General features: G+C 47.0%; 20 protein-coding genes and 1 pseudogene. 4 read left to right on the top strand and 17 right to left on the bottom strand.

Going from position 1 to position 24,655, the window contains the following annotated elements; translation table 11 throughout:
- Nucleotides 1–66 precede the first annotated feature (66 nt).
- The 9 genes and pseudogenes from IEY34_RS02555 to IEY34_RS02515 form a co-directional block, all read right to left on the bottom strand.
- Nucleotides 67–900: a (2Fe-2S)-binding protein gene (locus tag IEY34_RS02555; protein ID WP_189007160.1), complete on the bottom strand. Its 834-nt coding sequence runs from the start codon at nucleotides 898–900 to the stop codon at nucleotides 67–69.
- 42 nt (nucleotides 901–942) lie between these two features.
- Complete coding sequence (locus IEY34_RS02550; RefSeq protein WP_373291142.1) at nucleotides 943–1,920, bottom strand: FecCD family ABC transporter permease; 978 nt, start codon at nucleotides 1,918–1,920, stop codon at nucleotides 943–945.
- A 53-nt stretch (nucleotides 1,921–1,973) separates the two neighbouring features.
- A complete protein-coding gene (locus IEY34_RS02545; RefSeq protein ID WP_189007153.1) occupies nucleotides 1,974–3,017 on the bottom strand; it encodes a FecCD family ABC transporter permease in 1,044 nt (347 codons plus the stop codon).
- Nucleotides 3,018–3,149: 132 nt separating this feature from the next.
- Nucleotides 3,150–7,580 (bottom strand): coiled-coil domain-containing protein, encoded by a 4,431-nt coding sequence (locus IEY34_RS02540; protein ID WP_189007151.1) that lies wholly within the window; start codon nucleotides 7,578–7,580, stop codon nucleotides 3,150–3,152.
- Entirely contained in the window at nucleotides 7,564–8,325 is a 762-nt protein-coding gene (locus IEY34_RS02535) for a DUF6063 family protein (protein WP_229757433.1), read from the bottom strand. The genes IEY34_RS02540 and IEY34_RS02535 overlap by 17 nt, the downstream gene beginning before the upstream one ends.
- Complete coding sequence (locus tag IEY34_RS02530; protein WP_189007148.1) at nucleotides 8,309–9,835, bottom strand: replicative DNA helicase; 1,527 nt, start codon at nucleotides 9,833–9,835, stop codon at nucleotides 8,309–8,311. The genes IEY34_RS02535 and IEY34_RS02530 overlap by 17 nt, the downstream gene beginning before the upstream one ends.
- Complete coding sequence (locus tag IEY34_RS02525; RefSeq protein WP_189007145.1) at nucleotides 9,823–10,863, bottom strand: Wadjet anti-phage system protein JetD domain-containing protein; 1,041 nt, start codon at nucleotides 10,861–10,863, stop codon at nucleotides 9,823–9,825. Before IEY34_RS02525 ends, IEY34_RS02530 begins: the two co-directional genes overlap by 13 nt.
- Before the next feature lie 883 nt (nucleotides 10,864–11,746).
- A pseudogene (locus IEY34_RS38060) lies at nucleotides 11,747–12,013 on the bottom strand (transposase zinc-binding domain-containing protein); the annotation flags it as partial.
- Between the two features lie 253 nt (nucleotides 12,014–12,266).
- On the bottom strand, nucleotides 12,267–12,827 hold the full coding sequence (locus tag IEY34_RS02515) for a Uma2 family endonuclease (protein ID WP_189007142.1): 561 nt from the start codon (nucleotides 12,825–12,827) through the stop codon (nucleotides 12,267–12,269).
- Between the two features lie 289 nt (nucleotides 12,828–13,116).
- Here IEY34_RS02515 and yhbH point away from each other — a divergent pair, with 289 nt between their 5' ends.
- Together yhbH and IEY34_RS02505 are read left to right on the top strand one after the other, a co-directional pair.
- Nucleotides 13,117–14,274 (top strand): sporulation protein YhbH, encoded by a 1,158-nt coding sequence (gene yhbH, locus IEY34_RS02510; RefSeq protein WP_189007139.1) that lies wholly within the window; start codon nucleotides 13,117–13,119, stop codon nucleotides 14,272–14,274.
- Nucleotides 14,271–15,704: a SpoVR family protein gene (locus IEY34_RS02505; protein ID WP_189007137.1), complete on the top strand. Its 1,434-nt coding sequence runs from the start codon at nucleotides 14,271–14,273 to the stop codon at nucleotides 15,702–15,704. The genes yhbH and IEY34_RS02505 overlap by 4 nt, the downstream gene beginning before the upstream one ends.
- 77 nt (nucleotides 15,705–15,781) lie before the next feature.
- On the opposite strand, the gene IEY34_RS02500 is transcribed toward IEY34_RS02505, so the two are convergent.
- From IEY34_RS02500 to IEY34_RS02480, 5 genes are all read right to left on the bottom strand, one after another.
- Nucleotides 15,782–16,345, bottom strand: a complete 564-nt coding sequence (locus IEY34_RS02500) for a Uma2 family endonuclease (RefSeq protein WP_373291141.1) — start codon at nucleotides 16,343–16,345, stop codon at nucleotides 15,782–15,784.
- Between the two features lie 89 nt (nucleotides 16,346–16,434).
- A complete protein-coding gene (locus IEY34_RS02495) occupies nucleotides 16,435–17,793 on the bottom strand; it encodes a HAMP domain-containing sensor histidine kinase (protein ID WP_189007131.1) in 1,359 nt (452 codons plus the stop codon).
- Entirely contained in the window at nucleotides 17,774–18,463 is a 690-nt protein-coding gene (locus IEY34_RS02490; RefSeq protein ID WP_189007128.1) for a response regulator transcription factor, read from the bottom strand. Before IEY34_RS02490 ends, IEY34_RS02495 begins: the two co-directional genes overlap by 20 nt.
- 118 nt (nucleotides 18,464–18,581) lie before the next feature.
- Entirely contained in the window at nucleotides 18,582–19,373 is a 792-nt protein-coding gene (locus IEY34_RS02485) for a 3'-5' exonuclease family protein (RefSeq protein ID WP_189007125.1), read from the bottom strand.
- 121 nt (nucleotides 19,374–19,494) lie between these two features.
- The gene (locus IEY34_RS02480; protein ID WP_189007122.1) at nucleotides 19,495–19,737 is read right to left on the bottom strand and encodes a hypothetical protein; all 243 of its coding nucleotides are present in this window, start codon (nucleotides 19,735–19,737) and stop codon (nucleotides 19,495–19,497) included.
- Nucleotides 19,738–20,177: 440 nt separating this feature from the next.
- On the opposite strand from IEY34_RS02480, the gene IEY34_RS02475 reads away from it, so the two are divergent.
- Together IEY34_RS02475 and IEY34_RS02470 are read left to right on the top strand one after the other, a co-directional pair.
- Nucleotides 20,178–20,390 carry a hypothetical protein gene (locus tag IEY34_RS02475; protein ID WP_144028689.1) on the top strand — a complete coding sequence of 71 codons (213 nt, stop codon included), beginning with the start codon at nucleotides 20,178–20,180 and terminating at the stop codon, nucleotides 20,388–20,390.
- 147 nt (nucleotides 20,391–20,537) lie between these two features.
- Nucleotides 20,538–21,332: a hypothetical protein gene (locus tag IEY34_RS02470; RefSeq protein WP_189007120.1), complete on the top strand. Its 795-nt coding sequence runs from the start codon at nucleotides 20,538–20,540 to the stop codon at nucleotides 21,330–21,332.
- Between the two features lie 400 nt (nucleotides 21,333–21,732).
- Here IEY34_RS02470 and IEY34_RS02465 read toward each other — a convergent pair whose 3' ends face one another.
- The 3 genes from IEY34_RS02465 to IEY34_RS02455 form a co-directional block, all read right to left on the bottom strand.
- The gene (locus IEY34_RS02465; protein ID WP_189007117.1) at nucleotides 21,733–22,572 is read right to left on the bottom strand and encodes an aldo/keto reductase; all 840 of its coding nucleotides are present in this window, start codon (nucleotides 22,570–22,572) and stop codon (nucleotides 21,733–21,735) included.
- 86 nt (nucleotides 22,573–22,658) lie between these two features.
- Nucleotides 22,659–24,131 (bottom strand): nicotinate phosphoribosyltransferase, encoded by a 1,473-nt coding sequence (locus IEY34_RS02460; RefSeq protein ID WP_229757431.1) that lies wholly within the window; start codon nucleotides 24,129–24,131, stop codon nucleotides 22,659–22,661.
- 142 nt (nucleotides 24,132–24,273) lie between these two features.
- The gene (locus IEY34_RS02455; RefSeq protein ID WP_189007114.1) at nucleotides 24,274–24,600 is read right to left on the bottom strand and encodes an SPW repeat domain-containing protein; all 327 of its coding nucleotides are present in this window, start codon (nucleotides 24,598–24,600) and stop codon (nucleotides 24,274–24,276) included.
- Nucleotides 24,601–24,655 lie beyond the last annotated feature (55 nt).

Genomic DNA, 24,655 nt, shown 5'->3' with positions numbered 1-24,655 from the left:
CTACCGCTCTGAAGGTTTCAGAGACGTTAGGCAGATTTTTTGAGTTATGCATCACGTAAGTAGCAGCTAATTCGCAGCTGCTTTCACTGCTGCTTCTTTCGCGAATTTCTCCCGCAGCAGTTCCTTGCGTTCATCGCGCTCCCCCGGCTTCATTCGCGGGCATGTATAGCAATAATTACCGCCTTCCGTGCGGTAATACATACAACAGGCAGACTTCATTCGTATCTGCTTATCGGGTTCCCCAGGTGTTCCCGGATAATCAATCATAATGAACTTCACGTCGAAGGGATTACGGTTTCTCCGGAAGGCTTGACCGCTCAGTTCCTTGGAAACGAACGTCCAGTCCTCCTCATAGCGCTGTATTAGCGCCTCAGAAGCGGTCTCTTCCTTCCAATGATCAATCTGATAACGCAGTCGCGTCGGAAATAATTTCCATAGGTGCGTAATATCGATTACCGCAGCAACCGAGGTCGCTTCAATAATGGGCCTGATATGCGTATCGTACCATTGGGTCAACCTTTCCTCGCGCCATGCGCTGCGCTGTCCCTCCGATGGTCCTGCAAGCAGTCGAATTTCGCTTAGCACAAATCTAAATTCAATATATCCCTTGTCATGTTGGAAGATTTGCAGCGTCCATAGCTCCGGCGACAAATCGAGCAGCGTATCATGAGACACCATGTACTGCATAGCGCCGTTCAAAGCGCCAAGTCTGCCGATAAAATAAGTTCCGGCTGCCGCTGGCTCAAGCGCCTTCATCAGCGGGGTATACGCACGCAGCACTTCCTGCATGCCAATCTCCGTTGAAAGGAGACTGCCCGCTATGGTAAACAGCGGCTCAGGATGAAGTTCTGTCGTAACGCCAAATTGTTCAGCTATGTATGCCTGTATATCTGTACTCATTTGCAAACCTCCTATCTAGGCTAAGTTCGAAGCTGCTTCCTATTATGCTTTGGATTTCGCAAGTAAGTATAAGAAATAAGGAGCACCAATAACAGCAACAACGATACCCGTCGGAATCTCCGTCGGCTGCAGAATCCAACGCGCAAGGGTATCTGCTACGATGAGCAGCAGTCCGCCTGCCAGCATCGAGGCCGGCAGCAAGAATTGATTCTTGGGGCCAACCAACTGTTTGGCAAGGTGAGGACCGATCAAGCCGACGAAGCCAATGCCTCCCCCTACCGCGACACAAGCTCCCGCTAGAGCAACCGCTGCGACAAGCAAGCTCAATCTCTCTTTTTCGATCGGAGTGCCGAGTCCGCTCGCAACTTGATCGCCCAACTGGAGCACGTTTAGCGTTTTGGCTTTATACATGACGAATGGGATAAAGAGGATCAGCCAAGGCAGCAAGGCCATCACAAACTTCCAGTTCGTCCCCCAAATGCTTCCAGCAAGCCATACGGCTACGAACTGGTAGTTTTGCGGATTCATCCGAATCGTAAGAACAATCATCGCCGCGCTAATGCCTGCGGCAACGGCGATACCGACGAGAATTAGCCGGGTTGGCGATATGCCAACGCCCTTTTTATAGGAGAGACTATAAATAATTGCAGCAGCAATTCCTGCTCCTAACATAGCCAGCAATGGCATCATAAAAACGGGCGCAGCCATATTCGTAGGATAGAACGAAATAAACAAAACAACAGCAAGTCCTGCTCCAGCATTGATTCCCAGAATCCCGGGGTCAGCCAACGCGTTGCGTGAAAGCCCCTGAAGAATGGCTCCGGATAAAGCCAGACCGGCACCTACCAGTACGGAAATAATAATGCGCGGCAAGCGGAATTCAAAGAGAATCAGCTCCTGTTTATTCGTGCCCTGACCAAATAAGGTATGTATAACATCGCTTGGCGATAACCGAATATACCCTGTATTCATACTAAGAATAAAAGCAACGATAATTGCTGCTAACAAAAGACTGATCATCGTATACGCCCTCACCGCGCGTTTGCGGGTGGAGACACTGACAAGAGAGGACATTATAGCTCCCTCCTTTCCTTACGCGCCAAATAAAGGAAAAATGGCACGCCAATCAACGCAATCAAAGCGCCGATCGGAGTTTCAAATGGTGGATTGATCATTCGGGCACCAATATCGGCTAGCACCATGAGCAGGGCTCCGAGAACAGCCGAGCAGGGGATAATCCAGCGATAATCGACACCTACCAGCGAACGCGCTATATGCGGAATTACCAAGCCAACGAAACCGACAGCGCCTACTGCGGAAACAGATGCGCCAGCAAGCACAAGCGATAGCAGCATGCCCGCTAATTTCACCCACTTCGTACGCTGCCCTAAGCTAGCAGCGATTTCATCACCAAGGCTTAACACGGTTATCGAACGCGCAATCACAATAGCCCCGATCACACCGCCGAGAATCCATGGCCAGATAATATTGATTTGCATCCACTTCGTTCCTGCTACGCCTCCGGCATACCAGAACGCCAAATCCTGCGAGATATGAAAATAGATCGCTATACCTTCACTAAGTGCGAGGAGCAGCGCGCTAACTGCGGCGCCGGCTAATGCCAAGCGCACTGGCGTCAGGCCGCTTTTGGAAATAGAGCTGATTCCATATACAAGTCCTGTACCGACGGCAGCGCCAATAAAGGAGAATAAAATTAAGTAGTGAAAGGGCAATCCTGGGTAAAAGGCAAAGCAGAAGGCGAGAACAAAGCCAGATCCCGCATTGATCCCCAACAAGCCAGGGTCTGCGAGCGGATTGCGCGTCATCCCTTGCATAATCGCCCCGGAAATGGCAAAACCAATGCCAACAAGCGCTCCAGCCAAGGCACGCGGCATCCGCAATTCCTGAATAATCTGATGTTGCGTTAATTCAGGATTAAAGTGAAACACCGCATTCCACACTGTAGACAGTTTGATATCTGCAGCTCCTACCGAAACAGATACGGCAAGTCCAAGCAGCAAAGCCGCTAAGCCGCCAAACAAAATAATCGTAGCTACAAGCGGCCGACTTCGCAGCTTGGGACGTGGAGTATCGGTTACTCCCGTTGGTAAACTCATGAACAAAATCTCCTTCCGCTATGCGTTGATTCCTTTGACATTATAGCATAGGTGATAATGATTATCATTACTATTTTATAATATAAAAAATTGCTGGCAACAAAGCCTGTTTCGCTTTGTTGCCAGCAACTATTAAATGAACAATTCCATCTGCTTCAAGTTCCCTAGCCGTTCCAAAGCAATCGGCGCGTGATCGCGGAAATACGCCTGATTGATTTCCTTTTCTTTGGTCATGACCAGCTTGCTGCCATTGGCAGCTTGTCTAAGCCTGCAGCTAAAGACGACTGGGAAATAATCTTTCAAGAACTTTCCTTCCGCATGTGCGGTTAGCGCGATGATTTGAAAGCCAAGCTGCTCAGCAATAAAAAAGACAGGACTGAGGACATGATCACTGGAAGCTTTCCCGAACGGATTATCCAAGATAACGGTGCGATGTCGCTTCATATTCGCTTGAATATGCTGACGTTTTTCTGCGACATAGTTGAGCAGACCCAAGAATAAGGTCATATTCTTGCTCCATTTCTCTCCGCCTGACCAGTTATTAGACTGTTCCCAAGAGAACGAAGCTTTCGTTACGTTATTCTCATTAGTTACTTTGCGGCACGATACTTTCATGGGGCGATCTTGCAAAACAATATGCAAAAGCTGCTTCGTATCCAGCCATTTTTCGATCTCTTTCCGAACCGTCGATTTCACTTCCTGCCCGCTGTCATCGCGATAGTGACCTTTCTCCAGTTCGGCCAAAATCCATTCCAGATGCTTGCGCAGATGGTCCTTCGCCTCCAGCTCATCCCATTCAGGAATCTGGAACGAGTAGATGTGCTTCCACTGGTCCTCAACCTTGACTCTCGTTTTATTAGGGATATCTCGAAGTTCCGAAGCAATCAGTTTGATATGGCTGTGCACATGAATGATATACTGTTCGAGCTGCTGGTTATGGGTGCGCATCGTCTCTTCAGCGACATGATTGACGCGTTCGATTCGGCTGTGCATTTTCTGCTGAAATTGCGTCAGCTCTTGGTAATTATCTTTTTTCTCAACACCTTGCTCGGCCATATCTCTCATCTTGACATCCTTGATTTGTTTCCGACAAAAATCAATAAAGTGCAGTCTCGCCTTTTTCACCAATGACTCTTCTGCCTCCAGTTCTTTCCTAACAGCGGAGAGTAAAGTCACCGACTTTCCAACCATTTTCATTCTGTCGTACGGGAACTCCGCCTTCTGCTCCTGAGTGATAAAGGCTGCCTGAATGAGCGGATTTTCAAACCCATGCATGATTTTGTACTGATTCAAATATTGGATAACCTCTTCGATTTTACCTAGTTGAGCCTGGATTTGCGCATGCTGCTGCTGCAAGCCAATTTTCTGCTGTTGCAGACGTGTATTCTCACTGTGGACTTGCTCATCCACTACGCTCAGCGACTCCGTGAAGGTTAGCGGCAGCCCGCCTGAATGCGCAGCGCTATACTGCTCAATCAGAAGTTTAATCCTCGTCGCCAGCGCATCGAATTGTTTCTCTACACGCACGAATTCTTCCTTATCACGAATCAACCGCGATTCGCGTTCTTTGAGCTCCGATAACAGCTGCGACATCTGTTCTTCGCCTGTCACGGAGAAGGCAAGTTCCTCATTCAAATTCAAATCTGCTTGCTCCAACCGGAGCTTGTTCATCTCCTTCTCCAGCGTTGTTTTGCTGGACTTCGCATGACTCCAAGCGGCTTCAAGCTGCTGGCGCCCTTGGGAGATATGATTTAGCTTGAGATGCAAATCTTTTCTTTCTGTTTTCAACCAATCCAAGCTTTGATTCGCTTCAATCGGCTGCACATCCGCCAGTTCGATATAGAGTTCTTGACTTTGCTGACTCGCTTTCTCGGTTCTCAAGTAGTTCGTTCTATTTTTCACGTCATCGCTTTGCAGCTTCACTTGCTCCAAAGAGCGCTGTCTGCTCTCCCACTTGCTTTGGTGTAAGTCGGACTGCTCAACAAGCTGGTCGATAGCCCCGTTCAAAGTTTCGATTTCTTTCCCCAGTTCGGCATACTTCCGCCCTTTTTCAATCCACTGCTGGAGCTGAACCATCTCACCTTTTTGCTCGTCCATGACGGAGTTATGCTGCTGAATCGTTTGTTCTACCTGGCGAATGGATTTCTGGATATCATCCCCTTGGTTTTCTAACTCCCGCACACGCTCGCGTTTAAGTCCCACTCGCCTTTCCATCTCTTGAACGACTTCAAGCGGGTATAGCATCACGAATCGGTCAAAAGAAGATTGAAGATCGGAGGTGCGCTGCAAATCGCGTTCCTTTTCTTTTCGTGCTGTTCGAACTTCTTCCCCTTTGTGCGATATCGTTTGCTTCCAGCTCCCGAATTCCGCCTCATCCGCATTATCATGCCAATGCTGCGGTTCAACCCAAGCGCTATCATCCACTGCTGCCGGTGTATCACTATTGACCAAACGCGCTGCTTCCTGTGAAGAGATCACCTGAATGGGAAACTGCATATCTTCTGCATACTGCCGCAGCTTACTCGTGACTAACCCAACCTCAACTTCGGTCGTAATTAGCGTCACAGACCATAGCGGATGTGTCATTGCCCGATCGGACAGCTCCAAGCCTTGCAAATATTGAATGCCCGTCTCCAATAACTTAAACTGATTTCTCCACTTGTCCACCAAACCTGCCACATAGACATCGGCAAAAAATGTATCCTGATGGCTGTAATCATCGATATAACGGAAAGCTAGGCGCTCCTTCAATAAGTAAGCTTCCTTCTCCAACTGCTGCTTTTCCGTATCCTCTCTAAGCCGCTCTTCAATCGAACTCTGCTTCTCATACACAGAGGAGAGTCTTCCCCATGAGGACTTGTACGCAGCAATTTCGGCCAACATGGATTGTTGCTCTTTTTTAAACGCTTCGAGATTTTGCTCTGAACTGGCACGTTCCACATAGGCGATCTTGAGACTTTCACTTACGGTTTCCAGTTCTCGATCACTTTGTTCTTTACCGAGTATCAAATCCTTGTTCTTCTGTACAAGCAGCACATTGCAGTCATCCAACTTCTGATATCGCTGAATCCAGTCTGTCATACTGCCTTCCATGCTTTCAACGGCCGGATTGGCCAAAACATTGGCTCTTAGCGCCTCTTTATCTTTCTCGCGAGCGAGCACGATAGATCTATGTTCAATTAACTGCTTATTTATTTCTTCCAGTTCGCTTGACAGCTCTCTCAGCATTGTTTCTTCTAAATAGGTCCTATTCTGGCAAGCCGCTAATTCCTGACTCAGTTTCTCCTCTTCAGCCTGCCACTCTTGCTCCAACTTGCTGTAAATATGGCGAATTTGCCCGCCATTATTGAGCCATGCTTCTCTGAGATCAGCCTCTTCCTCCGTCTTGCCGAATCGATCCAATTCACGCTGTGAATAGTTCATTCGTTCCTCGGCAGAAGTCCACTGCTGCCTATAATCTGCCAAGCGCAAAGAATAGTAGTGCTGTTTAGCACTTCGCACCGAATCTTCTTTGCGCTCAACGTCTTCCTCAACCAATCTGAGCTTGGTTTCCAAAGCCGATAGCTCCTGCTTTTGCTTCGCAATATGAAGCGATTCCTTCTTCCCAGCCAACACCTGCAGTTGCTGGTCGCATTCTGACATCTGAGTATGCCATTGCGATAGCTTGGCGCTTTCCTCCTTCTTCTGCTCATTCACAAGCAGCCAATAGGCCTTCGTTTCAGCTTGAGCGGCTGCATAGGCTAACTGCTTGGTATCCATTTTGGCATAATGAAGCACATACCCATCCAGCTCGACGAGGATTTTTTTATTTTCTTCGATTTTTTCTTTTAATTCTTTATATTTCTTGAAACTGTCTCTATGCATTTCAAAATTATTAGCGAACTCACCCTGCTCGTATCCAGCCATCGCATCTTCGACCGTTGGGATCAACAGCCGATCGAACAATTGGCTCGTCGTTTTACACTCATCAAAAAAGCTCTCAACGCCGCCCTCAGAGCTATTGATCTTGGCAATGCGCTCCCATTCAGAGGCGATAATGTGGTAATCGTTCTCTAATATTTTCTTGTATTCCTTCAGCGTGGACGGCATGTTCGCGTTCATTCTTTTCGACGCCATCTGGTGGTAATAATCATGAATTTCACCTTTATCGGCTGATCGAAGACTGCCCGCACTCTCCTTCACAAAAGGAATCCGATCAATGGCATCCGGATCGAGTTCTGGATAATCATAGACATAACGGTAGGAGTCTATCCCCGTTGCTGTCAGAAACAAGCTGACGCAAGTTGCCACATAGCGCCTTGGCCGTTCGCTCAAAATCCACTCGATTGCGATATGCGCAGGACCGTTCTCCAGACTTAACGTATCCTTCATTTTGCGTCCCGCAAGCTCTGCGTGCGGAAGAATGGCTTGAATGGCAGACTGGATGAAAACCGTCTTGCCTCCGCCATTTTCGAGTAGAATCGCGCCATTATGCCCATCGAAATGAAACAATTCATCGTTGTAGCGCTTATTTCCATCCTCATAGACCACATTCGTAAAACGTATTTTAGAGATCGCTGGCATGATCGCTTCCCTCCCCCTCAGGCGTATCGTTTTGATATAAAAACTCCAAAATACCGCGATTGTACTCCAACTCCATGAAATAACGCTGCACAACCACTTTGGCTTTCTCCGTCAAAGCAATTTCCTGGTTGCCTATATCAATGACCAGCTCTTGCGCGACCAGAAACTTGCGGACAGAGTCCATAAAGCTTACCCGGCTAATTGTATTCCCGCTTTGTCTCGCGGCTGTCTCCTTGATATCGTCCATGGCGCTCCATTTTTCAATTAAAGCCGTCCAATTATAGGAAAATTCCTGTTCCATCTCTCTCAATTCGGCTTCAGGATGCGTCTTCAATAAGGCAATTCGCTCATTCACAAGCGCTGTCCACTCTTCAATCCCAATGAAACTTCTCGTAGGCTCCATCGTTTGATAGCTGTCATAAAAGGCGCCAATCAACACAATAATGCTGACATACATCAGATAAAGATCTGCATTCACGGCATTCGCCCGCAGATAGGTGCGCTTAATCACTTCGTTGTTCAGATGAAAAGGCGATAGCCGCGTCTCCGGTATCATATACAGCTGTTCGCCGGCAATGATCGTTACGCAATCCACTTCTCGCGCGAATTGATCCACAAGTCCACGTACTACGTCGTCCGCCATGTATTCCTGGAGCCATTCTTTGCCGACCGCGTTATCGCGAGCGAGCAGGGCATAGATGCGAAAAGCTCTCATTACTGTTCCATTCTCAAGTCCGGTTGTCATCCTGTTCTCCCCACGAAATCAACATATTCTGTATGCTAAATCTGTCGTTTATTTTCATCATTTCTTTTCGTTCCGTAACTACCAAACAGCGGCTGCCCAGAAGCATATACATGTCTTCCAGCATAGTCCCCTGCTCTTCATTTTGCTGCTTATCCCTATCGTCCGCCTGAAGGGGACTCCTTTGATGCAAATAAATCCAAAAGTCATAGAAAGCTCTCTCGCCCAGCAGATTTGCATGCTCACTTGACTGCAAAAGCTGAATAAACGAGTGCAGCTCGACTTGATTCTGCTCTTCCATCCTTTGCAGCAGCAGCCCCATCAGCAGCATGTACAGTTTTTTCTGCATCGTCTGATAGCGATATTCCTCACTGTCTCCGCCAAGCTCCAGGAACTTGTCATCCCGCTCCTGTCCGCTGCCGTCTTCGAGCATATTCTGCTCCGCCCACACGGTCAAAAGGGACCACATCTTCGTCTCTTGAATCGGCAGGAACGGGGCCAGCACACCTTTCATCGTTTCCAATGGCAGCGGCGTACTAAAAATAAGGGAAGCAATATCCTGATCAAAATTAAAGGAATCCAGCCCCGTATAATACAACGATTCTTGCGCTGCGCCCAGAGCATGGGATTTCAGCACCATACTCTGATGAAAAAGCACCGAATGTTCGCCATGCACCTTCTCCAGTTCATTGGAAATGCGAAGAATCAACTCATAAGGCCGCTGATCAGCTTGCCTAACCGTCTGCGCCTGAACGCGATCCTTCGTCTCCTTCACAAATTGCCGCAGTTCTTCGAACTCTTCATTCTCCATCTGCAAGCGTAAATAAATATCTTCCAGCAAACCTTTATACCGTCCGAATGTTTCTTCCGATACGATATTCCTTTTCAGCTCATGCTCCAGCTTGACCATCCTGTCCTGCAACGCTTCCACATCGATCCGCATCTCATTAATTTGCCGCAAAGCGCCTTCAAATTCGCCTTTTTCCAACTGCTTGCGCAGCACCAGCTGATGAATCGACAATTGAAATTCTGTATAAAATTCCTTGGTCGCAAAAATAAGCTCCAACCCATCCTCGTCGAGCGTGTAGTACTGCGTATTCGATTTTAAATCGAAGGCATTCGCTTTCAGAATCGATATATAAATATGTTCTGTCTGGCCAGATTCCCAATTCATAAAGGTAAAATCCCGCTTCTTCCCTGTCGTCGGACGAAACACCTGCGTAATCTGCCTAGCCAGATCTTCGAATCCGACATCGTCCAAATCGATGAAAATTCCCGTCACCTTCCGAAGAAACTCGGCTAAGTCTTTGACACCCGCCTTGTTATTGCGCATCAACTTCTGCTCGAAGAAGTAAAGCAGCGTTAACAATCCGAGTTCCATGAAATCGATCGGTTTGTTTTGTCGATCCGTTTGGCGCTTTCGCTGCAGCTCATAAAGCGGATCAAAAAGTGCCAGCTTGGTCATACGTTCCCGAAACCCGGAAATAACCTGACCAATTTCTATGTCATCCATGCGGTGTGCCTCCAAATCGTACAAAGCTCGTGTGTAGATAATATTTCTTGGGGGAAATAACCCCCCGCTGCCAAACTACGGTTGATTATCATTCGTTCCTCCTCTGTAAAATGAGACAAAAATGCTTGCAAAGCCTGCTCGCTTTCCCGTTGGTTTTCTTTACCGGAAGATGACTTCCTGCTCAGACATGCCCTGTAAAAGGGAAGAGTTAGATTAGCTGGCTGGCCAAAAAGAGCAAGAATACGCTCATTGAGTAGATGCCAAATGTGGATTCCTTCTTTATCGATATCGCCAAAATAGTAGAACGTATGGGCAGCGTCCCTAAGCGGAAGCTGCATCGGCAGCAGCTCAATGCTTTTCGTTACCCGATAGCCGCCCCCGAAAATTAGCGTCGCGAACGGAACATCCGGCAAGACTTGCAGCAGCGCTTGATAGGTCGTTTTATTTTCAACAATAAGATGCTTATGAACGGCACCTGCTAGGCCATATGGATTCACAGCAAACATCAAGGGATCATCCACAGGAAGAATTAGCAACTTGTCCCACAAACCGATTCGGGTTAGCAGCTCTTTCCCTTGCTTCTCCGTTATCCATTTCTCATCAGCAACAAGCTCAAAGCTTCGCTCAGGTTCCGGCGCGGGAGTGCTGGGGAGCATATTCTTCTTCAAGTAAGCATCAATTCGTTCAATAAAAGGCCTGTCTTTCTCCCAAATACTGGCTTTCAATGAATAGTAGGCATCGAGGTTTATGACGGGATGCAGCTGCAAATTGGCTCGATGGATGTCCTTATGCGTATCTTGCATGACATGATTCTTCTGCACGCTATATTGATAGGCAAGAAATGGCGGCTTAATCGTCCTCCCAGAACGCTGAACCATCTGGAGAATCCCCGCAGTTTCAAGCTCGAGTACCGTCCTAGAAAATTCTTCATAGGTACATGGCTGAGCTATTGCTTCTAATTCTTCAAGAGATACTTTCTTGTTCTTTATAGCTTGTAAATGCGATCGTATTTTCGAAATGAGTTCCATATCCAACTGCTCCTGTTTGAGAATATATGCCTATTATAGCAAAATATCAATGGCAGATGGGTTTGGAGCATTATGGGAAGTCGTTCCAAGCCCAAAACAGAGCAACTGCTGCGAACATAGTCAAGTGATTCATTCGATTTCCTCACATAAACACGAGGCGGATCGTAGATCCTCTATTTCAACCAAAACCACCTCTTTCGCCGTGCGCGCGGAACGTCGTTCCTCTATTTCACTGTTTTTTGCTTCCAAACTCCGTTTTCCAACACATAAGGGCTCCTCGATCCGCGCTTTGCCCTTATAGGAGCATTTTACCAATATTAGCAGATCCTAGTTCCCTTTGGGCTTTGCAATAACAGAGAGCGTCGTGTGAAAAGGAACTATGATCCGCTAAATGGCAGGAACTGGGGTAAACGTATCATGAAAGGGAACTGAGATCCGCTATTTAAGCGGAACTGCTGATTCCAACCGGTAAATGGTGCATTAGCGGATCGTAGTTCCCTCTGGCGTGGAATATGGCGGTTTTCAGAATTATAACGTACTGTAGTTCCTCTAACTCGCTATCATGACACATTTTGCTAGTATCGCGGCTTGACGTTCCCTTATCTCCAAGCGATAGCAAAGCTAGAGGATCTCATTCTGCCAAATAGCTTGTTTATACCTCCAAATCAGCAGCAATTCGAACAAATAAGTACGTTCACAGCTACCTTGTTTTCATTTCATCTCATCGCATCTCGTCTCATCATCATTTCATCTCATCTCATCGCATCATCATCACATCGCATCAAACCACTCCATCGTGATGGGGTGACCTACAACCCAAGCCTGGAGACTGGGGTCAATCTCCAACATTTAAACTCTGGGCAAGCTTCACTTCCCCCCAACCCAAAAACATGTTTCTTAGACCTTCGTCGATGGTCAAGATAACCTGTCGATGGTTGACTCGACATACGTCCTCAGACAAGATCCGGCTCTACTCTTCCGTTTCTCCGCATGAACACGTCGTGCAGAAACATCCCTTGCACCGATAGGGCATCACCTTAAGATCGTGGCACCCTTCACATGCGAGCAACTTAAACCCTTTTTTGGGGTCTCCACAGTCTCGAAATTTTTGGATTTCTTTCAGCACTACGGGACGCATCTTTTTGCCATGCTAAACTAAAAAGGGAGAATCCCTTAAATCCACGCAAAACTTACAATTTCTATTATTCAAAAAAAGTCTGCCCGATCCTCCAATGCGTAATGGCAGGAGGTTAGAGGCAGACTTTTTTGAAATTTAATTAATCATATTATCACCACCAATTTTTCGCTTCATCCAAAGCCGGGACTTGTGTTTGTTCAATTATCTCTAGTAAAAGTCCCACCATCGGATAGCAGGGCCTCTCCTCATCGTTAACACCATTCCACTATTGGAATATACATCCCAAATTAACAACACACGCTGAAAAAGCAAATGAACGCAATTTGTCTTCTTTTCCAAAAACATCACGCTTTTGAAATAAACCTTGTTCCAATCCATAAACCTCAACTGTTTGATGAGCAGGGTCAACAATCCAGTATTCCAGAACACCAAATTTCTCATATGTTTTAAATTTTTGGTTTCTATCTTTAATCGCAGTAGATGGAGATAATATTTCAACAATGAGCTTGGGAGCGCCTTTGCCTCCTTTGTCATCTATCTGAGTTGGATTACAGATAACGGATAGATCTGGCTGACAGACCGTATCGGGATTATCGTATTCTTCTGTTTCACTTAATCTCACGTCAAACGGAGCGATAAAAACCTCACATGATGAACCTTGCAGGAATGTGTGAAGCTCAAGAAACATACTTCTTAAGATCCGTTGATGTGTCGTAGAGGGTGCCGGCGGCATACTAAATGGTACTCCATTAATTAACTCCCATCTGCCTTCCCACTCCAGCAGATCTTGAAAATTATAGCGATGATCCTGTTCAGGCACTTTCATGAAAAGTTCCTCGCTCTCTACAATTTGTTCCTTATTTTAACACAATGAGATGAAAAGTCGAAGTTGAATACACCATGGGTTTGCTCGAATAGGGTTCCTTTTGATTGTTTTCCAATGAGACTGACGCAACCGCCTCCCCCCCTTTTATTCTGACGAGAAATTCCCTTCCTATATCACATATCCCCCGCATACTTGAATATATTTAGTAACAAGCTTTATTCCCGACGAAGTCTGTTTCAGCGTCCAGCTTGCGATATCATTTCTAGGATCAACCCCAAGGAGGGACCCCATGACAGAACCCTTATTTGTCGTATCCAAAGAGGATTGGTCACTGCACCGTAAAGGATACCAAGATCAAACAAGGCACCAAGAGAAAGTCAAAGAAGCCATTAAACAAAACCTTCCCGATCTCGTCACGGATGAGAGTATCGTTATGTCCAATGGCAAACAAGTCGTGAAAGTGCCAATCAAGAGTCTCGATGAATATCGCTTCCGCTACAATTTCAACAAAGGCAAGCATGTCGGACAGGGAGATGGCGATTCGCAGGTGGGCGATGTACTCGGCACAGATCCGCAGCCGGCGCAAGGCCCTGGGAAAGGTGAAGGCGCAGGAGATCAAGCCGGCGAAGACTATTACGAAGCGGAAGTTAGCATGGAAGAGCTGCAGGCGATGCTGTTCTCCGAGCTGGAATTGCCCAATTTGCAGAAAAAAGAGAAGCGCAACATGACGACGACCGAAGTGATTTTCAACGATATTCGTAAAAAGGGCATTATGTCCAACATCGATAAGAAACGGACGATCATCGAAAATCTGCGCAGAAACTCGCGTTCCAATTCGCCTGGCATTCATCATATTAGTCCGGATGATTTGCGTTTTAAGACTTGGGATGAAGTGGAGAAGCCACACTCAAATGCGTTAATTATTGCCATGATGGATACCTCTGGGTCCATGGGCTCTTTTGAGAAATACATAGCCCGCAGCTTCTTCTTCTGGATGACGCGCTTCCTGCGTACGAAGTACGAGAATGTGGAAATCGTGTTCATTGCTCATCATACAGAGGCGAAAGAAGTCACAGAGGAAGAATTTTTCACCAAAGGTGAAAGCGGCGGTACGATCTGCTCTTCAGCCTATCAAACGGCAATCGATATTATCGATAAGCGTTATCCGCCCTCGCAGTTTAATATCTATCCGTTCCATTTCTCGGATGGCGATAATTTGACATCGGATAACGAGCGCTGCGTCAAGCTGATTACGCAATTAATGGAGCGCTGCAACATGTTCGGCTATGGCGAGGTCAATCAATATAACCGCAGCAGTACCCTGATGTCTGCTTTTAGGCATATACACGACCCCAAATTTCTTCATTACGTGATCCGCGAGAAAGGCGAAGTGTACAAAGCCTTGAAAACCTTTTTTACCAAGCAGGAGGGGGTGGCTGTTCAGTGAGTAAATCCGAAATTCAGCAGCTTGAATATGCCATTGATGAGATTACAGAGATTGCCAAAGGCTTTGGGCTGGACTATTTTCCCATGCGTTATGAGATCTGTCCTGCGGAAATCATTTATACATTTGGGGCCTACGGGATGCCCACACGCTACAGCCATTGGAGCTTCGGGAAAAATTTTCACCGGATGAAGACGCAATATGACCTGGGGCTGAGCAAAATCTATGAGCTCGTCATTAACTCGGACCCCTGTTATGCCTTTCTATTAGACGGTAATTCGCTTATTCAAAATAAGCTGATTGTGGCGCATGTACTGGCCCACTGCGATTTCTTCAAAAATAATGTCCGCTTCTCCAAAACGAACCGCAACATGGTCGAGAGCATGTCCGCCACGGCTGAACGGATTCGCCTATATGAAATTGAACATGGCATCGACGAAGTCGAACAGTTCATTGACGCCGTTCTCGCCATCCAGGAGCATATCGATCCTGTCCTCACTTTAACGTACGGGCAAACGCGCAAACGCCAAGAGATTCATAAAGCTTCTATGCCTAATATCCCTACTGAAGCGACCTACGGCTACGAAGATCTTTGGGGGCTCGACACCAAGAATAAGCCCGCTCCGCCGCAGGATAAAGAAGAGAACCGGCGCTTCCCGCCTCAACCGGAGAAAGATATTTTGCTCTTCATCGAGGAGAATGCGCCCTACATGGAAAATTGGCAGCGCGATATTCTGACCATGCTGCGAGATGAAATGCTCTATTTCTGGCCGCAGCTCGAAACCAAAATCATGAACGAAGGCTGGGCTTCGTACTGGCATCAACGCATCCTGCGGGAACTGGATTTAACCGAGGAAGAGACGATCGAGTACTCCAAGCTCAACTCTTCCGTAGTTGTGCCTTCGCGGCATAGCCTGAACCCGTATTATCTCGGACTGAAAATTTTCGAAGATATCGAAAAGCATTGGGATCATCCGACGCCGGATGAAATCCGCATTCAGGGCCGCAAGCCCGGTGAAGGCCGGGCCAAAATGTTCGAAGTCCGCGAATACGAATCCGATACCTCTTTTATCCGCAATTATTTGAACAAACCATTGGTGGAAGAATTGGATCTGTATGTGTTTGAGAAGAAAGGGCCAGAATGGAAGATCACGGATAAAACATGGGAAAATACGCGGGATCAGCTAATCTATTCCCGAGTGAATGGCGGTTTCCCCTACATCGTCGTGGAGGACGGGGATTATCAGCGCAGCGGCGAACTGTATTTGAAGCACGCTTTCGAAGGTGTGGAATTGGATCTTAAATACGTGGAGAGAACCTTGCCGTATATTTACAAACTCTGGGGTAAAACCATTCATATGCATACCGTCGTGGAAGATAAGCCGGTTTTATTCAGCTTTGACGGGAAAAAGCATCATCGTCGGTTTTTGTAATTGGCTAGAGCCTCCGATTTCACGAGCATCGTGATTTTGGAGGTTTTTCGGCATCTATTTCGGCTTATATGCGTTAATTATAATGTAAATAAATGGGTCATCGGCACATGTAATTCTTTGAAGACGTTGGAATGAATGGTTTCTTGCTCTGTATACAGTTGACGAATCTGAAAACTTCCATCCTGCAGAGAATATACGTGAACCGTTCGGTTTCCTGGGTCAACAATCCAATATTCCTGTACCCCATACTTCTGATATAAATTGAACTTTTCATTAAAGTCCTTCAGCGCAGTGGATGGGGAAAGTACTTCAATAATTAACGTCGGAGCACCTAGACAACCATTTTTGTTGATCTGATCCTTGGAGCAAACAACCGAGAGATCAGGCTGTGTAACATGATCTGGCGACTCGTAATCTTCGTTTTCGCTAAAAAATATATCAAATGGAGCCACGAACACGTAGCAGCTCTGATTCTGAAAAAATGTCCGCAAAGCAAAATGAAGTTCCCCAACAATAAATTGATGTAGTGAGGTTGGAGCCGGCGACATATTATAGGGTTTGCCATTGATTAACTCCCATGCTCCATCCCATGTTTGCCAGTCTTGATAAGTATGGATTTTCTTCTCGTCCGGATTTGACACGATGTTCAGCCTCCTTCTGATCATTCATATATGACTTTAACAAGTGTAACATGTTTAAGATCAGTATTACCAAAATAATAACAGTTGTTTCACATCACTCCCGTCCCCCGAGGCAGCAAAAGCTGAAAAGTCGTCCCCTGCGGGGAACTTTCCTTCAGCACCAACGTACCTCCAAGCGCAGCAGCCAGCATTCGGCTCAACGTCAAGCCTAATCCCAGCCCCCGTACGGCTAACTTTTTGTTCGTCCCCCGGAAATACCGCTCATAAATATTGATCTGCTCCTCCGCCGGAATACCTGTTCCGTTATCACAGACAAGAACTTCGTACATCGTGCTCGAGTATTCGATTAAACGGACCGTTATCAAACAATGCCCATCCGCTGCTTGCTGACTGTTGTTAAGGAGATTGACAATAATTTGCTGAATACGAACAGGGTCACCAACGACCATCTGTCGTCCATCCGCAATATCCGTTCGAACCTCCACATCATCTTCTGTGTGGATTAAACTCCATTGATAGACGATTTCTCCCAGCAGTTTACCCAAATCAAGTGCTTCTGATTGCATACGCACATGTCCCGATGCAAAAGCATTGAAATCAAGCAAATCAGCCACCATCCGCTCAAGCCGCTTTGTTTCCTCCAGCGAAATATCGAGAAATTCATCAGCCTCATTGCCGCTGACAACCTGGTCTTTGATCGCGCGCAGCAAACCACGGATTGAAGTCACAGGCGTTTTGAGCTCATGGGTCACACCAGCCAACAGTTCTGTGCGCAGCTGCTCCAGTTGTTCCAATCTTGCTGCCGTCGCATTGAAGTAATAAAGCAGATCATAAATCTCCTGCTCCTTGGCATTTTCCTGCAGCATGAGGGTATAATTCCCCGTCTGGATTTGTTTGAGGGCATGCACCACTTCATAGATTGGCTTGGTTAATCTGCGCAGCATCAAATAAATGATCAGCCAGCCCATGAGACCAGCTAAGATTAGAAGTGAAGTAATTAAACCAAATTCTTGACTGATATCAGTCAATTCTTTCTTACTATATGAAATGACGATCGATCCAATCTGTGAGTGAGAACCGTGAATTGGAGCGGCAATCTTATATTCGCTTGATGATCCTTGCGGCGCAGCTTGTTCATACAAAACTTGACCTGCTTGCGTATAGACAGTGAGACCGAACTGCCCAGGAAGCCGATATTTGCGCTGATTTTGATCAATCCATTTATAAAATTCCGCTGGTATGACAATCCGATTCGCATCCTTGGTAATATAAGCGGCCGCTTCCACCGAAAAGCTCTCGATTTGCTGCAATCGGTCTGTCAATGCTCGCTGCTGCAGCCAGATAATGGAGGCTAAGCCTATGAGAAACAAACCTATGCATAGTGTGAGCACATAGCGTAAAGTCCAATAGCGGAGCAAGGAGCTGCGCTTAGGTGCTTGGGTTGGCATAAAATTGGTACCCCGTTCCGCGCAAAGTTCGAATCTCGCCTTCTTCTGGCGGCAGGTGAAGCAGTGCCTGCCGCAACCGTTTGATCGCATGATCCACGGCGCGGTCGCTGCCATCGTAGTCGATGCCCCATACCCGTTCGATTAGCTGCTCGCGTGAGAATAGTTGATTCGGATGCTCCGCGAGAAATAGCAATAACGCTAAATCCTTAGGGGTAAATGACAAAGTTGCACCATTCAGGTAAACAGACCGCGACTTGAAATCAATCCGCAGACTCCCGTAATGCTTCTGATCATCTGTCGCGAAAGCTTGTGAAGGTCTGCGCAGAACGGCGTGAATTCTAGCTACGACTTCTTCCGGTTCAAACGGCTTCGCTATATAATCATCAGCCCCATTGTTCAATCCCATGAGGCGATCACCGATATCGCCTTTGGCCGTGAGCATAATGACCGGGCAGGTGTTTCTCCGCCGCACCTCGCGCAGAACTTCCCATCCATCCGCTCCAGGCAGCATCACGTCAAGTAAAATAAGAGAAGGCTGGATCACGCCAAACTGCTTGATAGCCTCATCCCCCCGAGAGATGACCACACAGTCATATCCGGCTTTTTTGATATAGGCAGCAAGAACACGAGAAATCGCCGGCTCGTCTTCTACAATCATAATGGTTTTCATTGTCATGCCTCCTAACAAGGGTACATCGCAGCTTCTCGCTATGAGTCATTTTAACATACCAGAAAGGAATAAAGTTCAAGTCATCCACCTTGATGTCATGAACTTTACTCCCTATCTATTAATTCAACTTGATCGAAGAGATACTGCCATTTGTTTTAAAATCCTTCGTATACACGACTTCAGCCGTTGCCGTCACTTTCCCATTCGGACCCATCACCGAAATGACCGGATTAGAGGAATACCCTGAACCTGGGTTGGTGATCGTAATGCCCGTCACTACGCCATCCGTTACCGTTAGCGCTGCAGTCGCTTGGGTATGCGACCATAGACCACCGCCTCTGCCATTATAGCGATAATAGTTGGATACTTCATCCAAACGTTCATTCGTAATGCCGTATGGGGCAAGCACTTTGAGCAGAGCAGCTTTGTTTTTCTGAGCTTCCTCAGATGTTGGCCCTCTATCCAAGCCAGCAGGTGTTACACCGCTAAATGCCTCTCTGAATACTTCCGTCGGAACTCCTAAAGCTGCTGCAATAAGTACTACCGGCCGGCCTTTATCCTGAGGATCTGTTTGGAAGCCGCCTGAGATTACCACCGTGTTAGCTGCTTGTTCGGAATTGCTGTCACTAGGTGGAGCACTTGGCGTCACTGCTCCCGCACCTCCCCGAGGAGCGGGTTTCTCCCCTTTTGGCCGCTCACCCGCTTTAAGCCGTGGTTGGTTAGCAGGATGGCCGTCTTGATTTTTATCACAATTCAATCCGTCATTCGCTGCATTTGGCTTGGGAGAAACGGAAGTTATCTCATCTGCTGCATTTCCTTGGAGAGGATCTTGTGCCAGCACAACAGCCCCACCTAGAATGGTTAAAGACAAAGTGCTGATGATACTTAGCGTAATCAAAGATTTTTTCATTTGGTTTGCTCCTCTTCGTTATTGGTAGTGGTCTTGCTTACAACTTCACTATACAAGGCGAATGTGGCAAGCAGATGGTAAGATCGCTACAATTAAAAAAAGGAGCTGCGAACGTATCGCATCACTCCTTTTCATGCTCCTTCCATTCATTCACGACATCCATCGCATGCTTAAAGCGTTCTCTCCCTTGATTAACCAAGCCATTCTTTGCTTTATCATATTGAGCTTCCAGCATCCATCTGGCATTCTGATCTCTGACCACGCTAAACGCTTGCCAGCTTTTACTTAGCGCATGATAATAATCACGATCTCTTTGAGTGACGGATTTCCCTTTCCAGCTTCTCGAAACATGCCGAAATCTCAAGTTCTTTCAATACCTTCTGCTGATTCCAATATCGGATTTTGGCGATATCCCGAGAGTCAATCATGCTCTTTACGTGTAAATATGGGGAGGATTGATGAACGACCCGAATCATCCCTTTCAAGCTGCTTATCGCTTTTTTGAAGGCAACGATCAAACCATGATGATGAGCTAAAAAGCTTCATTCGAGCCACCTCAAGTATAGGCCCAAAAATTTATAAATTCGACACCAATTTACATTATTCTAGCATATGTCAGAATACATAAAAATACATTAACATAATGGTAAGCTGACTACCTGCCAACACGGCTATTACCTCTCGCGCCCACGACAAAAGTAGTGTGATTCCGACAACGCCAATCGACGGACATCAGATAAAGGAGATGCTATTCTTAATATCTAATTCATTTGAATTAATTTTCTTGAAGGAGATGAGTTGTAAGTGAGAATGAATATTTTATTCAACAAAAAGCCGATTTCTGTTAATTTCATTGGAACGGACCACAAATTAATTCCCTCTCTGATCAACGCTCTTCGTTATAACAAATTCACAACGATGAACTTGGTTCATTCCGTAGAACGTGTTGATTTGTTTAGCTCGGAAGCGATTTTATATGCGAAAGATGGCAACAAAGCCAGAATCCCGATTTTTTAAGACACGATTCCTACATACGCATAAAACCCTCCCGCTAAGTGATATTTCACTTGCTGGAAGGGTTTTTTTGGTTATTATAGAATATTCTATATTAAGATTCATAGACTAATAGAAATAAGCTGATTCAAGAGATTAGGAGTTGCCCTCATGCCATTAACTCATCTTGCCAAAAGACCCGCAGCTTACTTACTGATTTACCTCCTTATTATGATTGCTAGTTTCATATGGACCCTTATAATAGGCATCCATCTCTGGGTGAAAACAACCCCGAATCCGCCATACTCTGCGTATAGCATCAGCCAAGCCAGCAATGGTGTGAAGATCCATAGCATTCGCACGCCGCCCGAGAACATCGGACTTAAAGCGATTACTTCGAATGTCGTCGATACCAAGATTAACGGGATCAATGGCGGCTTTTTCTGGGAAGGCTATCTCCTGAGTATCGCTGTCATTAATGATCTTCCTGTCAAAGGACAACCCGAGGACTACGGCTCTGGTTGGTTTAATATCGACCGCAAACGCGGGACGCTCGTCTGGGATGAGAAGGCGCAAACCTTTACCATTCAAGTCGTTGAAAATGCGAAGGATCTGAAGGTCATGGACCGTAATCATTATTGGGCCCAGGGCGGGGTCAGCATGGGACTTCGAAATCCGGAAGGCTGGGCCGCTCAAGCCGTATCCGAAGAGATGCCGGTCATCGATGAGAAGCGAATGCGTTCAGGCATCGTCTATGATTACAACAATAACGTCTATCTGATCGTTTCACCGACACCTTGTACTGGTGAGCAATTCCGCACAGCGGTGCTGGAGCAGGTAGGGAACGGACAGTTAGTCGACGGGCTTTTCCTCGATGGGGATGGCTCTTCGCAGCTCAGAGTCGCCGATTATACGCTTCCGGGCGATTATCGCGAAGTGTTCCAGATGATTGCTTTGTTGAAATGATAAAAGCGGCTTGCAATGACAGAGAGCGTCGTGTGAAAAGGAACTATGATCCGCTAAATGGCGGGAACTGGGGTAAACGTAGCATGAAAGGGAACTGAGATCCGCTATTTCAGCGGAACCTGCTGATTCCAACCGGGAAATGATGACATAGCGGATCGTAGTTCCTTTTGGCGTGGAATATGGCGGTTTTCAGCATTATAGCGGACTGTAGTTCCCTCAAACTTGCGATCATGACACATTTTGCTAGTATCACGAAAGGGGGAACCCCTTAAATCCACCCAAAACTTATACTTTTTATTATTCCAAAAGTATTCCAAAAGTATTCCAAAAGTATTCTAAAAGTATTCCAAAAGAACCTAGCCTGCGGCTAGGTTCTGTACGTTCGAGAATATGGGTTCACTTAGAAGGTTACGTGATCGGGATCAGGGCCAATTCGTTTGTTCTCATTAAGCGAATCAATAAGAGCTACGTCCTCAGCACTTAGCTCGAAGTCAAAAATAGCGGCGTTCTCGCGAATGCGGTGCTCCGTAACTGATTTCGGAATGGTGACGACACCATGTTGGATATCCCACCGCAGCACTATTTGTGCAGGCGATTTGCCGTATTTGTCCGCCAGCTGATGCAGCACTGGCACATCAAGTTTGCCCTGCATCAGCGGACTCCAAGCTTCCAGCCGAATGCCATGCTCACGCGTATAAGCAAGCAGTTCTTTTTGCGCTAGCTGTGGATGATATTCCACTTGATTCACAGCAGGGATGACCCCTGTATCTTCAATAATTTGCTGCAGATGATGAATTTGGAAGTTGCTTACGCCAATTGCGCGCACGAAACCTTCCTTTTGCAAATGAACGAGGGCTTTCCAAGTCTCCCGATAAGTGGCGGTAACCGCCCAGTGCACCAAGTACAGATCAATCGTTTCCAAACCAAGCCGCAGCCGGCTGGCATCGAACGCTTGCAGCGTTGATTCATAACCTTGGTCTGCATTCCACACCTTCGTCGTTACGAAAATATCGTCACGCGGCACGACGCTTTCTCGCAACCCTTGTCCAACACCTTCTTCATTGCGATAAATGGCCGCTGTATCAATGCTGCGATACCCCAGTTCAAGGGCAGTTTTCACAGATTGAATGACTTCCTGACCTTCCTGGGTTTTGTAAACCCCAAGGCCGAGCCAAGGCATATGTACGCCATTATTGAGGATGACGCCTTCCGTCAATGCTTGATTTGCATGAGATGTCATAAACAAATTACCTCCAATATGAGTATAAGAATAGGACGGCTCTAGGAAGAGTGCGCTTCCTACTAGTTTACCATTTTTGGCTCTGTTTACATAATCGTATGTGCGTGGATCAAATCCATTTTGAGCTTCCACAATGCTGCGCTCAAGTTCACGCGATAGCCTTCCGGATTCAGCTTGCGGAGATATTGCGGCCAGAATATTCGTATTTGCTCAGCGTGATAGGCACGAATCTCATCCAAGGAAGGTCGTTCATAAACTAGCTCGCCTGCCGTGAAAATAGTAGCAAGCAGAGGGACCGCTTCATAGTTTTCGATAAATTTGAAAATATACGGATGGACGGGGTCAAACAGCTTGATTCGTTCACCGCGCTGAATATCCTCCTCTTGCTGAAGAGCCAAATAATCCGCTTCCGCTTTGCCAGTTTTCTTACTGATAATGCGATAAGCTGCCTTGAAGCCCGGATTCGACACCTTCTCGGGATTGCCCGAAATCTTGATGACCGGGATGAACTCACCGTTGTTCTCCCGCGCCACAAGCTTATAGACCCCGCCTAGCGCCGGTTGGTCGGCGGCGGTAATGAGCTGGGTCCCGACGCCCCAGACGTCGATCTTGGCCCCTTGGGCTTTCAACCCCTCGATGATGTTCTCATCCAAATCATTGGATGCGACAATCTTCACCTCGGGAAAGCCCGCTTCATCCAGCATGCGCCTGGCCTGCTGCGATAAATACGCCAAATCGCCGCTGTCGAGGCGAATGGCGTTCATGCGCTTGCCGCGGCTTGCGAGCAGCCGCGCCGTCTTGATGGCATTCGGCACGCCGCTGCGCAGCGTGTCGTAGGTGTCCACAAGAAGCGTCACCTGCTCCGGCAGCGCTTCTGCGTACGCACGGAAGGCTTCCTCTTCCGTGTCATGCGCCTGCACCCACGCATGGGCGTGGGTGCCTCTTGTCGGGATGCCGAACAGCATCCCGGCACGCAGATTCGATGTCGCGTGGAAACCCGCGACATAAGCAGCCCTTGCGCCCCAGATCGCGGCATCCGCCTCCTGGGCGCGCCGTGTGCCGAACTCGAGCAGTACCTCGTGCGGCGCAACCTGCTTGATCCGCGAGGCTTTCGTCGCGATCAAAGTCTGGTAGTTCACGAAGTTGAGAATCGCCGTCTCCACAAGCTGCGCTTCGAAGATCGTGCCCACAACGCGAACGAGCGGCACGTTCGGAAACACTAGCGTACCCTCGGGTATCGCTTGCAGATCCCCGCGAAAGCGAAACTCGCGGAGAGTTGTTAAGAAATCTTCTCGATAATTCTCCTCCTGTGTCCGCAAATAAGCGATTTCCTCTTCACCGAAATGAAGATTCTGTATGTATTGTATGACGCGATCCAAGCCAGCGCAGACCGCGTAACCCCCATCAAAGGGAAGCTTGCGAAAATACACCTCGAAAACCGCTTTCTCCTTATCTGTGCCTTGCACAAAGTGAGCATACATCATATTGATTTGATATTTATCCGTGTGCAGCGTTAAGTTGTCCGTCATGCCATTCATCCTTTCCACATCCATTCCCATGAAGTTCCCCAGGCTTGTCCATTCATCCCCAAAAGATGACTTGCAAACGATACAATTCAGGATTCGCAAGCCGTCTATTCTCTCTATTTACATCCCCAGTATAAACCAACCTAATGTCAATCACACATCGGCCTGTACCATCTTATTGGTATTCCGGAAACAGATTGGAGTAATTGGCCAAAATCGTCATAAAACCAAGCACGACAAAGGAAGTAAAGGCCAGCAGATCCAAATGAAACACATTAGGAACAACAATAAATAAAGCACCGATAACCAGACAAAGCCAATTTTGCCAAACCTTTTTCCCGGATTTCCCCAAAGCGAGCAGGGCAGCGACGAATTGCAAACTCCCTAGCAGTGCACAGGTAAAGATTGCGTTCGGCTGGGTTTGAAAACCGAATACCCAAGGACTAACTAGAAACCAAATGCCAATGCAGGCGCATAATAAGTTTTTCATATACGTATTCATCTTACACCTCCTGTAAGTACGGTTACGAGATGATATAGTATATGCAAACGCTTTC

Origin of the sequence: Paenibacillus marchantiophytorum, from assembly GCF_014640555.1 — a bacterium.
Lineage (GTDB): Bacteria > Bacillota > Bacilli > Paenibacillales > NBRC-103111 > Paenibacillus_E > Paenibacillus_E marchantiophytorum.
This window is presented reverse-complemented; position numbering and strand designations above follow the sequence as displayed.

Excerpts from the sequence above, each read along its gene's own strand:
- IEY34_RS02555 (WP_189007160.1), bottom strand. The coding sequence starts at position 900 with ATGAGTACAGATATACAGGCATACATAGCTGAACAATTTGGCGTTACG.
- IEY34_RS02550 (WP_373291142.1), bottom strand. The coding sequence starts at position 1,920 with ATGATCAGTCTTTTGTTAGCAGCAATTATCGTTGCTTTTATTCTTAGT.
- IEY34_RS02545 (WP_189007153.1), bottom strand. The coding sequence starts at position 3,017 with ATGAGTTTACCAACGGGAGTAACCGATACTCCACGTCCCAAGCTGCGA.
- IEY34_RS02540 (WP_189007151.1), bottom strand. The coding sequence starts at position 7,580 with ATGCCAGCGATCTCTAAAATACGTTTTACGAATGTGGTCTATGAGGAT.
- IEY34_RS02535 (WP_229757433.1), bottom strand. The coding sequence starts at position 8,325 with ATGACAACCGGACTTGAGAATGGAACAGTAATGAGAGCTTTTCGCATC.
- IEY34_RS02530 (WP_189007148.1), bottom strand. The coding sequence starts at position 9,835 with ATGGATGACATAGAAATTGGTCAGGTTATTTCCGGGTTTCGGGAACGT.
- IEY34_RS02525 (WP_189007145.1), bottom strand. The coding sequence starts at position 10,863 with ATGGAACTCATTTCGAAAATACGATCGCATTTACAAGCTATAAAGAAC.
- IEY34_RS02515 (WP_189007142.1), bottom strand. The coding sequence starts at position 12,827 with ATGAAAGTGCCTGAACAGGATCATCGCTATAATTTTCAAGATCTGCTG.
- yhbH (WP_189007139.1), top strand. The coding sequence starts at position 13,117 with ATGACAGAACCCTTATTTGTCGTATCCAAAGAGGATTGGTCACTGCAC.
- IEY34_RS02495 (WP_189007131.1), bottom strand. The coding sequence starts at position 17,793 with ATGCCAACCCAAGCACCTAAGCGCAGCTCCTTGCTCCGCTATTGGACT.
- IEY34_RS02490 (WP_189007128.1), bottom strand. The coding sequence starts at position 18,463 with ATGAAAACCATTATGATTGTAGAAGACGAGCCGGCGATTTCTCGTGTT.
- IEY34_RS02485 (WP_189007125.1), bottom strand. The coding sequence starts at position 19,373 with ATGAAAAAATCTTTGATTACGCTAAGTATCATCAGCACTTTGTCTTTA.
- IEY34_RS02470 (WP_189007120.1), top strand. The coding sequence starts at position 20,538 with ATGCCATTAACTCATCTTGCCAAAAGACCCGCAGCTTACTTACTGATT.
- IEY34_RS02465 (WP_189007117.1), bottom strand. The coding sequence starts at position 22,572 with ATGACATCTCATGCAAATCAAGCATTGACGGAAGGCGTCATCCTCAAT.
- IEY34_RS02460 (WP_229757431.1), bottom strand. The coding sequence starts at position 24,131 with ATGGGAATGGATGTGGAAAGGATGAATGGCATGACGGACAACTTAACG.
- IEY34_RS02455 (WP_189007114.1), bottom strand. The coding sequence starts at position 24,600 with ATGAATACGTATATGAAAAACTTATTATGCGCCTGCATTGGCATTTGG.